Raw genomic sequence first — 13,474 nt, 5'->3', positions numbered from 1 at the left:
GGCTTTTTTTTATTTCAGCAGCTGCGCAATCTGCGCTTTCCACGGAGTGATGTCGCCGATGTTGGCCTGTACCCACTCCGCATTGTAGTAGGTCTCAAGGTAGCGCTCGCCGCTGTCGCACAGCAGCGTGACGATGGAGCCGGTACGGCCTTCCTCGCGCATGCGTGCCGCAAGCTGCAGTACGCCCCACATGTTGGTGCCCGTTGATGCACCCACTTTGCGGCCGAGCTGCGTCTCCAGCCAGTGCGCGGTGGCGACGCTGGCGGCGTCCGGCACGCGGAGCATTTCGTCGACAACGTCAGGAATGAACGACGGTTCCACGCGCGGGCGGCCAATTCCTTCAATTTTACTGCCCACCGGGCTGCGCAGGCCGGCATCGCGGCTTTGCCAGTAGTCGAGGAACACGGAGTTCTGGGGGTCAACTACCATCAGCTGGGTATCGTAGCCCTGACAGCGAATGTAGCGTCCGATAGTGGCTGACGTGCCGCCCGTACCGGCGCTCATCACAATGTACGACGGAACCGGATGCGGTTCGTGGGTCATCTGGCGGAAAATACTGTCGGCAATGTTGTTATTGCCGCGCCAGTCCGTTGCGCGCTCGGCAAAGGTGAACTGGTCCATATAGTGGCCGTTTAGCTCGCGGGCGAGCATTTCAGAGGCGGCATAGATTTCGCAGGCGCTTTCCACAAAATGGCAGCGTCCGCCGTAAAATTCGATCTGCTCGATTTTGCGTTTTGCGGTGCAGGAGGGCATCACGGCGATAAACGGCAGGCCCAGCAGACGAGCGAAATAGGCTTCAGACACCGCCGTTGAACCGGATGAGGATTCAATAATGGTCGTGCCTTCTTTGATCCAGCCGTTGCACAAACCGTATAAAAACAGAGAGCGCGCCAGGCGATGCTTCAGGCTACCGGTAGGATGGGTGCTTTCATCCTTCAGGTAGAGCTGAATACCGTCAAATCCCGGCAGGGGGAGGCGAATCAGGTGGGTATCCGCCGAGCGCTGGTAGTCGGCATTGATTTCGCTGATGGCATGTTTAACCCAGGTGCTATTCATCGTAGTTATCCGTTTGTCATTTTGTGCCCAGCATAGCGAAAAGCACAGAAAAAATTGTTGCTATCTGGCCTTTAAAATAGAATGAAGGGAGAAAAATTTTCTCTATGAGGTGGGGATGCTAGATAAAATTGACCGTAAGCTCCTTTCATTGCTGCAAAGTGACTGTACCCTCTCTTTGCAGGCGCTGGCAGATGCCGTTAATCTGACCACCACACCGTGCTGGAAGCGCCTAAAAAAGCTGGAAGATGACGGCATTCTTCTGGGGCGCGTCGCATTACTCGATCCCGAAAAACTGGGGCTTGGGCTGACGGCATTTGTGCTGATAAAAACCCAACACCACAGCAGCGAGTGGTATTGCCGCTTCGTCACTCAGGTGTCTGAGATGCCAGAGGTGCTCGGCTTCTGGCGTATGGCCGGCGAGTACGATTACCTGATGCGCGTCCAGGTGGCTGACATGAAGCGCTATGATGATTTCTACAAGCGACTGGTGAACAGCGTCCCGGGCTTGTCGGACGTCACCTCAAGCTTCGCCATGGAACAGATTAAGTACACCACAGCCTTACCCATTGAATAACTTCGTAAAATACCTTCAGGAACAAACCGCGTGCGATTATTTGCCCAATTAAGCTGGTACTTTCGTCGGGAGTGGCAACGCTACCTCGGTGCAGTCGCCCTGCTTATTATCATTGCCATTTTGCAGCTGATCCCGCCAAAGGTGGTGGGCTACGTCGTGGATGGCGTCACTGAACAGCATTACACCACCGCACGGGTGTTGATGTGGGTTGGCACACTGGTGCTGACGGCGGTCATTGTTTATCTCCTGCGCTACGTCTGGCGCGTGCTGCTGTTTGGTGCGTCCTATCAGCTGGCCGTTGAGCTGCGTGAAGATTTTTACCGCCAGCTGAGCCGACAGCATCCCGAATTTTATCTGCGTCATCGCACCGGGGATCTCATTGCCCGCGCGACGAACGACGTCGATCGCGTGGTCTTTGCCGCCGGGGAAGGTGTGCTGACGCTGGTGGACTCGCTGGTGATGGGCTGCGCGGTGCTGATCGTCATGTCCACGCAGATCAGCTGGCAATTAACCCTGCTCGCCCTGCTGCCGATGCCGATCATGGCGCTGGCGATCAATCGCTACGGCGAACAGCTGCACGAGCGCTTCAAGCTGGCGCAGGCGGCGTTTTCTTCTCTGAACGATCGCACCCAGGAGAGCATGACCAGCATCCGCATGATCAAAGCGTTTGGCCTGGAAGATAGGCAGTCCGCGCTGTTTGCGGCCGATGCGGCAGACACGGGGGCGAAAAACATGCGCGTCGCGCGTATTGATGCGCGATTTGATCCAACGATTTATGTCGCAATCGGCATGGCAAACCTGCTTGCCATTGGCGGCGGGAGCTGGATGGTGGTGCAGGGCACATTGACCCTGGGGCAATTGACCAGCTTTGCGATGTATCTGGGGCTGATGATCTGGCCGATGCTGGCGCTGGCCTGGATGTTCAACATCGTAGAGCGCGGTAGCGCCGCCTACAGCCGCATCCGCGCCATGCTGGCCGAAGCGCCGGTGGTCAATGACGGCAGCGAAGCGGTGCCGGAAGGGCGCGGCGTTATGAACGTCGACGTTCGCAAATTTGTCTATCCGCAAACGGAACATCCGGTGCTGGAGAACGTTAGCTTTACGCTGCGGCCGGGCCAGATGCTGGGCATCTGCGGCCCGACGGGGTCCGGAAAAAGTACCGTGCTCTCTCTGCTTCAGCGCCACTTTGACGTCACCGAGGGCGATATCCGTTTCCATGATATCCCCCTGGCGAACCTGCTGCTGGACGAGTGGCGTGGCCGTCTGGCGGTAGTCAGCCAGACGCCGTTTTTATTTTCGGACACCGTGGCGAATAACATTGCGCTTGGTCACCCGTCGGCGACGCAGGAAGAGATCGAACACGTGGCGCGCTTAGCCAGCGTACATGACGATATTTTGCGTCTGCCGCAGGGCTACGAAACGGAAGTCGGGGAACGTGGCGTCATGCTGTCCGGCGGGCAGAAACAGCGAATCTCGATTGCCCGCGCGCTGCTGCTGAATGCTGAAATCCTCATTCTGGATGATGCGCTCTCCGCCGTGGATGGTCGTACCGAGCATCAGATTCTGCACAACCTGCGCCAGTGGGGCGACGGACGCACGGTGATTATCAGCGCCCACCGGTTGTCAGCGCTCACCGAGGCCAGCGAAATTCTGGTCTTACAGCACGGACACATTGCCCAGCGCGGGCAGCATGAAACGCTTGCCGAGCAGCCGGGCTGGTATCGCGATATGTACCGCTATCAACAGCTTGAGGCGGCGCTGGACGATGCGCCGGAACAGGATCAGGAGGCCACCAATGCGTAAGCTCGGAACGATGTGGCCGACGCTCAAACGTCTGCTGGCCTACGGCTCGCCGTGGCGCAAACCCCTCTCCGTGGCCGTGCTTTTACTCTGGATAGCGGCGATTGCTGAGGTGAGCGGGCCGCTGCTCATCAGCTACTTCATCGACAATATGGTCGCCAAAAGCTACCTGCCGCTGGGGCTGGTGGCGGGCTTAGGCGTGGCCTACGTTGGGTTGCAGCTGGCGGCGGCAGGGCTGCACTATGCGCAGTCGCTGCTGTTTAACCGTGCCGCCGTGGGCGTGGTTCAGCAGCTGCGCACGGATGTAATGGACGCGGCGCTTCGCCAGCCGCTCAGCGAGTTTGATATCCAGCCGGTCGGGCAGGTGATTTCGCGCGTGACCAACGATACCGAAGTGATCCGCGACCTGTACGTCACCGTGGTCGCGACGGTGTTACGCAGTGCGGCGCTGATCGGCGCGATGCTGGTGGCGATGTTCAGCCTCGACTGGCGCATGGCGCTGGTGGCGATTACCATCTTCCCGGCGGTGCTGATCGTGATGATCATCTACCAGCGCTACAGCACGCCAATCGTGCGTCGGGTGCGCGCCTATCTGGCCGACATTAACGATGGCTTCAACGAAGTGATTAACGGCATGAGCGTCATCCAGCAGTTCCGCCAGCAGGCGCGCTTTGGCGAGCGGATGGGCGAAGCCAGCCGATCGCACTACATGGCGCGTATGCAGACGCTGCGCCTCGACGGCTTCCTGCTGCGTCCGCTGCTCAGCCTTTTCTCTGCGCTGGTGCTTTGCGGTTTACTGATGCTCTTTGGCCTGAGCTCAAGCGGTACGATTGAAGTGGGCGTGCTGTACGCTTTTATTAGCTATCTGGGGCGCCTTAACGAGCCGCTGATCGAGCTCACGACCCAGCAATCGATGCTGCAGCAGGCGGTCGTCGCCGGCGAGCGCGTGTTTGAGCTGATGGACAGACCGCGCCAGGCCTACGGTCATGACGAGCGACCTCTGCAAAGCGGCGCCATTGCCTTTGATAACGTCTCGTTTGCCTATCGCGATGACCGGCTGGTGTTGCAGGACATTACGCTGGATGTTCCGTCGCGCGGTTTCGTGGCGCTGGTGGGACATACGGGCAGCGGCAAGAGCACGCTCGCCAGCCTGTTGATGGGCTACTACCCGGTCACGCAAGGCGAAATCCGCCTCGACGGACGCCCGCTCGCGTCTCTCAGCCACAACGTGTTGCGTAAAGGCGTCGCGATGGTGCAGCAGGATCCGGTCGTCCTGGCCGATACCTTCTACGCCAACGTGACCCTGGGGCGAGACTACTCTCAGGAGCAGGTATGGGAGGTGCTGGAAAAAGTGCAGCTGGCAGACCTGGCGCGCGGGTTTAGCGACGGGATTAATACCCGGCTGGGCGAGCAGGGAAACAACCTCTCCGTTGGGCAAAAGCAGCTTCTCGCGCTGGCGCGGGTGCTGATTGAAACCCCGCAGGTGCTGATTCTGGATGAAGCGACGGCCAGCATTGACTCCGGCACCGAGCAGGCCATCCAGCAGGCGCTGGCCGCGGTACGCGACCATACGACGCTGGTGGTGATTGCCCATCGCCTTTCCACCATTGTCGATGCCGATACCATTCTGGTGCTGCATCGTGGACAAGCCGTGGAGCGCGGGACGCACCGTGAGCTGCTGGAAGCCAAAGGGCGTTACTGGCAGATGTATCAGCTTCAGCTGGCGGGCGAAGAGCTCGCGGCCAGCGTGCGCGAGGAAGAGTCGCTCAGCGCCTGATGCACCAAAACAAAGCAACGCGCTAACAGTCATTCCTGTTGGTGCAATACTGAAACGCACCGTGCACCGACATGGTGCGTTTTTTTTCGCCGGTTCATTAAGGAAGACGGCATAACGCTCGTCGCACCGCTTTTCTCCCTCCATTTCATTTCTGGCACACCCCTTGCAATACCTTCTGCGTGAGCTGCGGCCATTACCGAATTCTGACTGGAGGGGATCTATGAAGCTGGTTACGGTGGTAATCAAACCATTCAAACTGGAAGACGTGCGTGAAGCATTGTCCTCAATGGGTATTCAGGGACTGACTGTCACCGAAGTGAAAGGCTTTGGTCGTCAGAAGGGTCATGCCGAGCTTTATCGCGGGGCGGAATACAGCGTTAACTTTCTGCCAAAAGTAAAAATTGATGTCGCGATTGCTGACGATCAGCTTGATGAAGTGATTGATGTGATTAGCAAAGCGGCCTACACCGGCAAAATTGGCGACGGCAAAATTTTCGTTGCCGAACTGCAACGCGTCATTCGCATTCGTACCGGCGAATCTGACGAAGCGGCACTGTAAATAACGCCTGGCACACAGTGATAGGGATCGAGAAAATGAAGATAGCAACACTTAAAACGGGTCTGGGTTCGCTGGCACTGCTGCCGGGCCTGGCGCTGGCTGCTCCTGCCGTGGCAGACAAAGCCGATAACGCCTTTATGATGATCAGCACCGCGCTGGTGCTGTTCATGTCTATCCCGGGCATTGCGCTGTTCTACGGCGGCCTGATCCGCGGCAAAAACGTTCTCTCCATGCTGACGCAGGTTGCCGTGACGTTCGCGCTGGTCTGCGTGCTGTGGGTGGTTTACGGTTACTCGCTGGCCTTCGGTACCGGCAACGCCTTCTTTGGTAACTTCGACTGGGTAATGCTGAAAAATATTGAGCTGACCGCGCTGATGGGCAGCTTCTACCAGTACATCCACGTCGCGTTCCAGGGCTCGTTCGCCTGCATTACCGTCGGGCTGATTGTGGGCGCGCTGGCGGAGCGCATCCGTTTCTCTGCCGTTCTGATCTTCGTGGTGGTCTGGCTGACCCTCTCCTATGTGCCGATTGCGCACATGGTCTGGGGCGGTGGTCTGCTGGTAACGCACGGCGCGCTGGACTTTGCGGGCGGTACCGTTGTACATATCAACGCCGCGGTAGCGGGTCTGGTGGGCGCATACCTGATTGGCAAACGCGTGGGCTTCGGTAAAGAGGCGTTCAAACCGCATAACCTGCCGATGGTGTTTACCGGTACGGCTATCCTCTACTTTGGCTGGTTCGGCTTCAACGCCGGCTCCGCAAGTGCCGCGAACGAAATCGCCGCGCTGGCCTTCGTAAACACCGTTGTGGCGACGGCGGGTGCAATTCTCTCCTGGGTATTCGGCGAGTGGGCGGTACGCGGTAAACCTTCCCTGCTGGGTGCCTGTTCGGGGGCGATTGCCGGTCTGGTCGGTATCACCCCGGCGTGTGGCTATGTGGGTGTCGGTGGTGCGCTGCTGGTGGGACTGGTCGCGGGCCTGGCAGGTCTGTGGGGCGTCACCGCACTGAAACGCGTGCTGCGCGTGGATGACCCTTGCGATGTGTTCGGCGTCCACGGCGTGTGCGGCATCGTCGGCTGTATCATGACCGGCATCTTCGCCGCGAAATCACTGGGTGGCGTGGGCTACGCAGAAGGTGTCACCATGGTTCATCAGGTGCTGGTGCAGCTGGAAAGTATCGCTATCACCGTGGTGTGGTCTGCCGTTGTCGCCTTCATCGGCTATAAGCTGGCGGATATGACCGTTGGGCTGCGCGTACCGGAAGAGCAGGAGCGCGAAGGTCTGGACGTCAACAGCCACGGCGAGAATGCGTATAACGCCTAATAAAAAGCAAAACGGCAACTTCGGTTGCCGTTTTTAATGTTTATTCCCTCTCCCATGGGAGAGGGGCAGGGTGAGGGCATCAGGCCGCACACCATCACCCGCGATTACGCATTACCCCTTCCTGCACCGTAGAAGCGACCAGCACGCCATCCTGGGTATAAAACTCTCCACGCACAAACCCGCGAGCGCTCGACGCTGACGTACTCTCCACGCTGTAAAGCAGCCACTCATTCATATTGAACGGACGGTGGAACCACATGGAGTGATCGATGGTTGCGACCTGCATCCCTTTTTCAAGGAAACCAACGCCGTGCGGCTGTAGCGCAACCGGCAGAAAGTTAAAGTCAGACGCGTAGCCCAGCAGATACTGATGCACGCGGAAATCTTCCGGCACGGTGCCATTGGCGCGGATCCAGACCTGACGCTTCGGCTCGGCGGTGTGGCCTTTCATGGGGTTGTGGAACTCAACCGGGCGGATCTCCAGCGGTTTATCGCAGAGAAACTTCTCTTTGACCTGCGGCGGAAGCAGATGCGCCAGCGCGCGGGCGATATCGGTCTCTGATTTGAGTTCGTCCGGCGACGGTGCTGGCGGCATCACTTTCTGATGTTCATACCCCGGTTCCGGTGCCTGGAAAGAGGCGGTCATATAAAAGATAGGCTTACCGTTCTGAACGGCCGCCACGCGGCGTGCGCTGAAGCTGTTACCGTCTCTCAGGACTTCAACGTCATACACGATCGGTTTTGCGCTGTCGCCAGGGCGTAAGAAATAGCTGTGGAATGAGTGCACCAGGCGGTCTGCAGGGACGGTCTCCTTTGCAGCGTAGAGCGCTTGTCCAACGACCTGGCCGCCGAAAACCTGACGTAAGCCGAGGTCTTCGCTCTGCCCGCGATAGAGTCCTTCCTCAATTTTTTCCAGATTCAGTAATGTCAGCAGATTGTTCAGTGCCTGACTCATAATTGTCCTCAATAAACGCCGTAGCGAAAGATAGGCAGAGTATAACGCAGAAATGAAAGTGGTCCGATGGGTAGAATAATCTGAATGTCGGCACGTTTTTAGGCATTAATCGGTGATCTGTGCCACACTTAAAAACGTTATGTGATTGAAACGACATCGGATGGGATCGATCCCGCTGGTGCATTGATGATAAGGAGACTTCAATGAAACTCGTGCCCATGCTAAGTGGTGTAGCTATTGCGGTGGCGTTGTCCGCCTGTGCCGGTAAGAGCGCCCAGGTGCCGGTACCAGCTGCAGATCCGAACGGGATTAATACCCTTTCACAGCAATCCATTCAGCAGCCTAACGTTTCCGGTACAATCTGGATTAAACAGAGAGTCGCTCTGCCGCCGGATGCGGTACTAACGGTCACGCTGTCTGATGCTTCCTTGGCGGACGCGCCGTCGAAGGTGCTGGCTCAGCGCGCGGTCCGTACTGAAGGTAAGCAGGCTCCGTTTAGCTTCGTGTTGCCGTATAACCCGTCAGACGTGCAGCCGAATGCCCGTATTCTTCTGAGCGCAGCGGTAACCATCAACGGCAAGCTGGTCTTTATCACCGATACGGTCCAGGAAGCGATTAACCACGGTGGAACCAAAATCGACCTGAATCTGGTGCCGGTGCAGCAAACCGAAGTCCCGGTTGCTCCACAGACCAATCAGCCGTCCCTGCCAACCCCACCGACCCAGATGTAACTGTTGCTCTTACCCTCTCCTTCGGGGGAGGGTTTAGTACACCCAGCGGTATTTCTGCAAATCTATCTGTCCTGCGCCCGACACCTGCACACCCTCTGAAAGCAATGCCTGACGCTGACGCTGGAGATCCGGCCCGGTCAGCGAGATAGCGCCATGACGGTTCACCACCCGATGCCAGGGCAGCGTACTTCCCTCCGGCAGCCGCTTCAGGACGCCGCCGACCTGTCGCGCCGCGCGCGGAGAGCCTGCCAGCCTTGCCACATCACCATAGGTGGTGACATAGCCTTCCGGAATCGAGGCCACGATTTGCCATACGCGCTGGGGAAAGGAGTCGTTTTCGTCCATACCTTCACCTGTGGGGATGTTTGGACCGTCATGGTAAACGAAGATCGTCCTGATTGCTGCGCCTGTTTGCGCAAGAAACCAGCATCCGGTTCCTGGTCGCTTGCAATTGGCTCTTCGCACAGGGATAATGCGCCAGCGCGTTGGTTATCAACGCTCTCAATGGGGGCTCTGTTGGTTCTCCCGCAACGCTACTCTGTTCACCAGGTCAGGTCCGGAAGGAAGCAGCCAGGGCAGACGACGTGGGTGCCGGGATGTAGCTGGCAGGGCCCCCACCCATTTCTGGCCTCATCCATCTTTCCTGTTTCCATCTCTTTTTAGCCTTTATTCCACAATAATATAATGCCTATAACGTGTAATATATATTTCATCGCTCTGAAATATTACTGTAATAAACCTGTAATAATAGACTGGCATTTTATAATTGGACGTCTATTTTCGTCAAAATTCAAAAAATATAGATCTGGATAACAGTGATAACTTCGTGTATTAAATAAAGTACTTATTCCGAAGGGAAGTGACAAACATGGCTACTGCAGTTTTAAATGTTAAAATTGACGAAGCGCTAAAAGAAAGACTCCGCCACTATGCGGAAGTAAATAACGAAAATTTAAGCGTGACCACAGAGAAACTGCTGCTGCTGGCGTTTGAAGCAGTAGAAGAGGCGGGAGTATCGGAAGAGGATATTGATAATCAGCATACGGAAGAAGAGAATGTTTCTCCTTTTACTCCTAAAGAAATCAAGGCTCTACGTAAACTTCTGAAGAAGAGAAAATGAAACAACAACTGTCAACTGCCAGTGACTACAACGAGGCCTGCGCTCTGTTGCGTTCAGGCTACGTGAAGCATGTACGTCTTGGCTGGAATGTTGGAAGCGATGAGTTCTTTCGTATTGCGTCTGACTGGTGTGATACCGGTGCAAAAATAAAGAAAGACGGTGATAATTTCGTTATTTCCCTGAAAGGTTTCCCCATTCCTCCTCAGCACTAAATCCTGACCAGTGAAAACTGCTGACTGCATATATTACAGTCAGCAGTTTTTATTTTATGATCCAGTTCAAAATTTTAATATTAAACCAGGCGGCGTTTTACTGCTGGCGTATTTGAATTTAGCGCGAGCCATAACGGTTTAATCCGCAGCAATGCCGCTTCCAGCTCCGCTGGCTCCAGCGAAAAGGGCATACGTAAAAAGCGGTCAAACGCCCCCGATAAGCCAAACCGCGTCCCGGTTCCCAGGTTAATCCCGATGATTTCTGCCCGTGCGGCAAGCTGTGTCGCCAGCATGCCAGGAAGTTCGATCCAGTAAGATAGTCCGCCCTCCGCCTCATGAAACGTCCACTCCGGGAAATGTTCTCGCAGCAGGTTACTGCATCGATCGCGCCGTTCCGCCAGCATCTTGCGGCGAGCGGGCAGAAAACGCTCGCTGTTGTCGATAAGCCACAGCGTCGCCAGCTGCTCAAGCAGCGGCGAGCCTAAATCCAGCGTATCGCGCGTCTGGGCGAGCGTGGCGATAGTCCGCGAGGAGGCGCGGATCCAGCCGAGACGCAGCCCGCCCCAGAAGCTTTTTCCGGCAGAGCCTAGCGTAATCACGCTGGTCTGCGGGTTAAACGATGCCAGCGGTGGCGGCGGTGGCGAATCAAACCAGAGATCGACCATCGTTTCATCCACGACCAGCACCGTGCGGGTCTGGGCTGCTATATCAGCGATTGCCTGACGGGTGGCGATATCCATACATCGACCGGTTGGGTTGTGAAAATCTGGCATCAGGTAGGCCAGGCGCGGCGCGGTCTGGGCAAGCGTAGCCGCAAAGCCATCCGTATCCCAGCCCGTTTCCGGCAACGACACTCCTACTGGCCGACACTGTGCTCCCTGAATAGCGGCAATCGCCAGCGGATAGGTGGGGTGATCGACCACGACGCGATCCCCCGGTCCGGCCATCATCCGCAGCACCAGCGCGAACCCGCTGACGGCACCGTTGACCACCATCACCTCGTCTGCCCGGGTTGGAAGACCTCGCGCGGTATAGCGCGCAGCGATGGCCTCCCGTAGCGCCGGCAGCCCAAGCTGCTCGTAGCCCGTCAGCGAGAGGTGTTGAGTAATAGCCGTAAGTGCATGGGTGTAAGCCTGGTGGATCTCCGGCCCGGCGCTGAGGGCGGCAGTGGAAAGATCCAGGGCGACGCTCGCTGCGGAAAGGGTGGGAACGGCGCGTGCATCCGGGAGGATGACGCGCGACCCGCTGCCGTGGCGGCTTTCAAGATAACCCTCTTCACGCAGGTGGGCGAGGGCGCTGCTGACGGTGGTTCGGCTGACGTTCAGCACCGTCGCCAGCTCACGCTCACCCGGCAGGCGCGTATGCAGCGCCAGCCGGCCATCAAGGATTAATAAGCGCAGCGCGTCGGCCAGCTGGCGCCAGAGCGGAGTGCGGGATGAAGTTTGCTGCCAGTGCCCTAAAAGGCGTACCAAAGACTGGCTTCCGAAGCGGCGTGATGACATAAGCAGTCCACTATTTAAAAACTGGACATTAATCTTAGTGCCATTTTAGGTCAGGATGAAAGTCGGGTTCACTGGAGAAGATAAAAATGGTACGTCGTCTGCTACAACTTTATGTCGGTTTAGGGCTGTATGGGCTTTCCACCGCGATGTTTATTCGTGCGGATCTGGGGGTCGATCCATGGGATGTGTTTCACCTTGGCGTAGGAATACAGCTGGGGATGAGCATCGGGACGGTGATCATTTTGACCGGGGCTGCGGTGCTCTTACTGTGGATCCCACTGCGTCAGATGCCCGGTCTTGGCACGATCAGCAACGTGATTTGTATCGGTCTGGCGGCGGACGCCAGCATGGCGCTTATCCCCGAACTGAGTTCGTTATCCGTGCGCATCGCTTTCCTGGTGTCGGGCATCGTGATGAACGCGATCGCCACCAGCATGTACATCGGGGCCGGTTTCGGGCCTGGTCCGCGCGACGGCCTGATGACCGGCATTCACGCCCGGCTGGGGTGGTCCATTCGCAGCGTGCGTACCTCCATCGAAGTGTCCGTCCTGCTGATTGGGTGCGTGCTGGGTGGCTCGTTTGGGGTGGGAACCGTGGCGTATGCTCTGACCATTGGCCCGCTTATTCAGCTCTGTTTGCCCTGGTTCCGCCAGAAGCCGCGCGGTGAAAAAATGACGCAGCCGGAGCGGGTTGTTTAATTTGCGAAGCGCTCACATGTTTTAACGGCGTCGCTGTGCCAGAATAGACGCTTCGAAAATCGCGATGCCAGAACGCATGAAAGCAATCACTCTTTATGATGTCGCCCTCCTTGCGGGGGTTTCTTATCAGACCGTTTCCCGCGTGATTAACGACGCGGAGCACGTCTCTGCCCGCACGCGGGAAAAGGTGCAGCAGGCAATGGCGGAGCTGCATTACGTTCCCAACCTGCGGGCGCAGCAGCTGGCGGGGAAACGCACCCGTACGCTGGGGCTCATTACCACCGATCTGGCGCTGCACGCGCCTTCGCAAATTGTCTCGGCGGTAAAATCCCGGGCTGCAGGGCAGGGGGCGAGCGTCCTGATTTCCATGGTGGAGCAGCCGCAGCAGTGTCAGGCGGCGCTTCAGGCGCTGCTGGCGCAGCGGGTAGACGCGCTGCTGGTAAATGTGCCGCTTGACGATCCGCACGCCGAAGCGCTCAGGTCGCTGGCGACGCCCGTCCCGGTGCTGTTCCTCGACGTGTCACCTTCAGCGCAGGTAAATAGCCTCGTGTTTAACGCCGAGGAGGGGGCACGCCTGGGCGTTGAGCATCTGCTTTCGCTGGGGCATCAGCATATTGCCCTGCTGAGCGGGCCGGAAAGCTCGGTCTCTGCGCGCGCGCGTCTGGCGGGATGGAAAGCGACGCTGGCGCAGGCGGGTCTTGACGCGGCTGCGGTGGCCTACGGCGACTGGAGCGCGGCCAGCGGCTATGAGAAGGGACATGTGCTGCTCTCGGGGGCGGTACTGCCGGATGCCATTCTGGTGGCGAACGATCAGATGGCGCTTGGGGTAATGCGCGCCTGTGCGGAAAAAGGGATAGCTGTTCCTGGCCAGATATCGGTGGTCGGGTTTGACGATACGGCCGACAGCGCCTGGTTTTCTCCGCCGCTGACGACCATTCGTCAGGCGTTTCGCGAGGCGGGCGAGCGCAGCGTGGAGTGGCTTCTGTCCCCCAGCGGGGGGGAGGAGTGCTGGCAGGTTCAGCTGCCGGTAACGCTGGTGACCCGCCATTCCAGCGCGCGCCGTACCCCGCAGCAGGCCGAACGCGAGGATCTGGCGCAGCAGCTCAGAAGCCTGGCCCTCCTTGCCGGGCAGCTTGCCCGCAAATAAAACTTTGTGATCGGACTCGCT

The 13,474-nt window shown here is 57.8% G+C and carries 13 protein-coding genes, 1 other RNA gene and 1 pseudogene; 11 read left to right on the top strand and 4 right to left on the bottom strand.

Going from position 1 to position 13,474, the window contains the following annotated elements:
• Nucleotides 1-9: 9 nt before the first annotated feature.
• Nucleotides 10-1,056, bottom strand: a complete 1,047-nt coding sequence (locus tag IM291_RS05400; RefSeq protein ID WP_048999055.1) for a PLP-dependent cysteine synthase family protein — start codon at nt 1,054-1,056, stop codon at nt 10-12.
• Between the two features lie 115 nt (nt 1,057-1,171).
• Here IM291_RS05400 and IM291_RS05395 point away from each other — a divergent pair, with 115 nt between their 5' ends.
• From IM291_RS05395 to amtB, 5 genes are all read left to right on the top strand, one after another.
• Nucleotides 1,172-1,630, top strand: a complete 459-nt coding sequence (locus tag IM291_RS05395) for an Lrp/AsnC family transcriptional regulator (protein WP_008503307.1) — start codon at nt 1,172-1,174, stop codon at nt 1,628-1,630.
• 30 nt (nt 1,631-1,660) lie between these two features.
• Nucleotides 1,661-3,433 carry a SmdA family multidrug ABC transporter permease/ATP-binding protein gene (locus IM291_RS05390; protein ID WP_045259904.1) on the top strand — a complete coding sequence of 591 codons (1,773 nt, stop codon included), beginning with the start codon at nt 1,661-1,663 and terminating at the stop codon, nt 3,431-3,433.
• On the top strand, nt 3,426-5,207 hold the full coding sequence (locus IM291_RS05385; protein WP_192986301.1) for a SmdB family multidrug efflux ABC transporter permease/ATP-binding protein: 1,782 nt from the start codon (nt 3,426-3,428) through the stop codon (nt 5,205-5,207). Before IM291_RS05390 ends, IM291_RS05385 begins: the two co-directional genes overlap by 8 nt.
• Nucleotides 5,208-5,427: 220 nt before the next feature.
• Complete coding sequence (gene glnK, locus IM291_RS05380) at nt 5,428-5,766, top strand: P-II family nitrogen regulator (protein WP_008503304.1); 339 nt, start codon at nt 5,428-5,430, stop codon at nt 5,764-5,766.
• Between the two features lie 35 nt (nt 5,767-5,801).
• Complete coding sequence (amtB, locus tag IM291_RS05375; RefSeq protein WP_192971474.1) at nt 5,802-7,088, top strand: ammonium transporter AmtB; 1,287 nt, start codon at nt 5,802-5,804, stop codon at nt 7,086-7,088.
• A gap of 94 nt (nt 7,089-7,182) precedes the next feature.
• Here amtB and tesB read toward each other — a convergent pair whose 3' ends face one another.
• Complete coding sequence (tesB, locus tag IM291_RS05370; protein ID WP_028012172.1) at nt 7,183-8,043, bottom strand: acyl-CoA thioesterase II; 861 nt, start codon at nt 8,041-8,043, stop codon at nt 7,183-7,185.
• Nucleotides 8,044-8,246: 203 nt separating this feature from the next.
• Between tesB and IM291_RS05365 the strand changes: the two genes are divergently transcribed.
• Nucleotides 8,247-8,774, top strand: coding sequence for a YbaY family lipoprotein (locus tag IM291_RS05365; RefSeq protein ID WP_028012173.1), 528 nt, complete (start codon nt 8,247-8,249; stop codon nt 8,772-8,774).
• 33 nt (nt 8,775-8,807) lie between these two features.
• Here IM291_RS05365 and IM291_RS05360 read toward each other — a convergent pair.
• Nucleotides 8,808-9,204: pseudogene (locus IM291_RS05360) on the bottom strand (MGMT family protein).
• An 84-nt stretch (nt 9,205-9,288) separates the two neighbouring features.
• Here IM291_RS05360 and ffs point away from each other — a divergent pair.
• The 3 genes from ffs (at nt 9,289) to IM291_RS05345 (ending at nt 10,106) form a co-directional block, all read left to right on the top strand.
• Nucleotides 9,289-9,385, top strand: an RNA gene (gene ffs, locus IM291_RS05355) — signal recognition particle sRNA small type.
• A gap of 257 nt (nt 9,386-9,642) precedes the next feature.
• The gene (locus IM291_RS05350; RefSeq protein WP_192986299.1) at nt 9,643-9,894 is read left to right on the top strand and encodes a hypothetical protein; all 252 of its coding nucleotides are present in this window, start codon (nt 9,643-9,645) and stop codon (nt 9,892-9,894) included.
• The gene (locus tag IM291_RS05345) at nt 9,891-10,106 is read left to right on the top strand and encodes a hypothetical protein (RefSeq protein WP_028012176.1); all 216 of its coding nucleotides are present in this window, start codon (nt 9,891-9,893) and stop codon (nt 10,104-10,106) included. The genes IM291_RS05350 and IM291_RS05345 overlap by 4 nt, the downstream gene beginning before the upstream one ends.
• An 80-nt stretch (nt 10,107-10,186) precedes the next feature.
• Here the strand turns inward: IM291_RS05345 and IM291_RS05340 are convergent, their stop codons facing one another.
• Nucleotides 10,187-11,608, bottom strand: a complete 1,422-nt coding sequence (locus IM291_RS05340) for a PLP-dependent aminotransferase family protein (RefSeq protein ID WP_192986297.1) — start codon at nt 11,606-11,608, stop codon at nt 10,187-10,189.
• Between the two features lie 86 nt (nt 11,609-11,694).
• On the opposite strand from IM291_RS05340, the gene IM291_RS05335 reads away from it, so the two are divergent.
• Together IM291_RS05335 and IM291_RS05330 are read left to right on the top strand one after the other, a co-directional pair.
• Nucleotides 11,695-12,306 (top strand): YitT family protein, encoded by a 612-nt coding sequence (locus IM291_RS05335; protein WP_028012178.1) that lies wholly within the window; start codon nt 11,695-11,697, stop codon nt 12,304-12,306.
• A gap of 76 nt (nt 12,307-12,382) precedes the next feature.
• Entirely contained in the window at nt 12,383-13,453 is a 1,071-nt protein-coding gene (locus tag IM291_RS05330) for a LacI family DNA-binding transcriptional regulator (protein WP_028012179.1), read from the top strand.
• Nucleotides 13,454-13,474 lie beyond the last annotated feature (21 nt).

Origin of the sequence: Enterobacter cloacae complex sp. P27C (assembly GCF_014895705.1) — a bacterium.
Lineage (GTDB): Bacteria > Pseudomonadota > Gammaproteobacteria > Enterobacterales > Enterobacteriaceae > Enterobacter > Enterobacter bugandensis.
The sequence above is the reverse complement of the archived record's forward strand: the minus strand, read 5'-3'. Positions and strand labels throughout refer to the sequence as shown.

Bases quoted from the DNA above. Each gene is read 5' to 3' on its own strand.
- IM291_RS05400 (WP_048999055.1), bottom strand. From the start codon at position 1,056: ATGAATAGCACCTGGGTTAAACATGCCATCAGCGAAATCAATGCCGAC.
- IM291_RS05395 (WP_008503307.1), top strand. From the start codon at position 1,172: ATGCTAGATAAAATTGACCGTAAGCTCCTTTCATTGCTGCAAAGTGAC.
- IM291_RS05385 (WP_192986301.1), top strand. From the start codon at position 3,426: ATGCGTAAGCTCGGAACGATGTGGCCGACGCTCAAACGTCTGCTGGCC.
- glnK (WP_008503304.1), top strand. From the start codon at position 5,428: ATGAAGCTGGTTACGGTGGTAATCAAACCATTCAAACTGGAAGACGTG.
- amtB (WP_192971474.1), top strand. From the start codon at position 5,802: ATGAAGATAGCAACACTTAAAACGGGTCTGGGTTCGCTGGCACTGCTG.
- tesB (WP_028012172.1), bottom strand. From the start codon at position 8,043: ATGAGTCAGGCACTGAACAATCTGCTGACATTACTGAATCTGGAAAAA.
- IM291_RS05365 (WP_028012173.1), top strand. From the start codon at position 8,247: ATGAAACTCGTGCCCATGCTAAGTGGTGTAGCTATTGCGGTGGCGTTG.
- IM291_RS05350 (WP_192986299.1), top strand. From the start codon at position 9,643: ATGGCTACTGCAGTTTTAAATGTTAAAATTGACGAAGCGCTAAAAGAA.
- IM291_RS05345 (WP_028012176.1), top strand. From the start codon at position 9,891: ATGAAACAACAACTGTCAACTGCCAGTGACTACAACGAGGCCTGCGCT.
- IM291_RS05340 (WP_192986297.1), bottom strand. From the start codon at position 11,608: ATGTCATCACGCCGCTTCGGAAGCCAGTCTTTGGTACGCCTTTTAGGG.
- IM291_RS05335 (WP_028012178.1), top strand. From the start codon at position 11,695: ATGGTACGTCGTCTGCTACAACTTTATGTCGGTTTAGGGCTGTATGGG.
- IM291_RS05330 (WP_028012179.1), top strand. From the start codon at position 12,383: ATGAAAGCAATCACTCTTTATGATGTCGCCCTCCTTGCGGGGGTTTCT.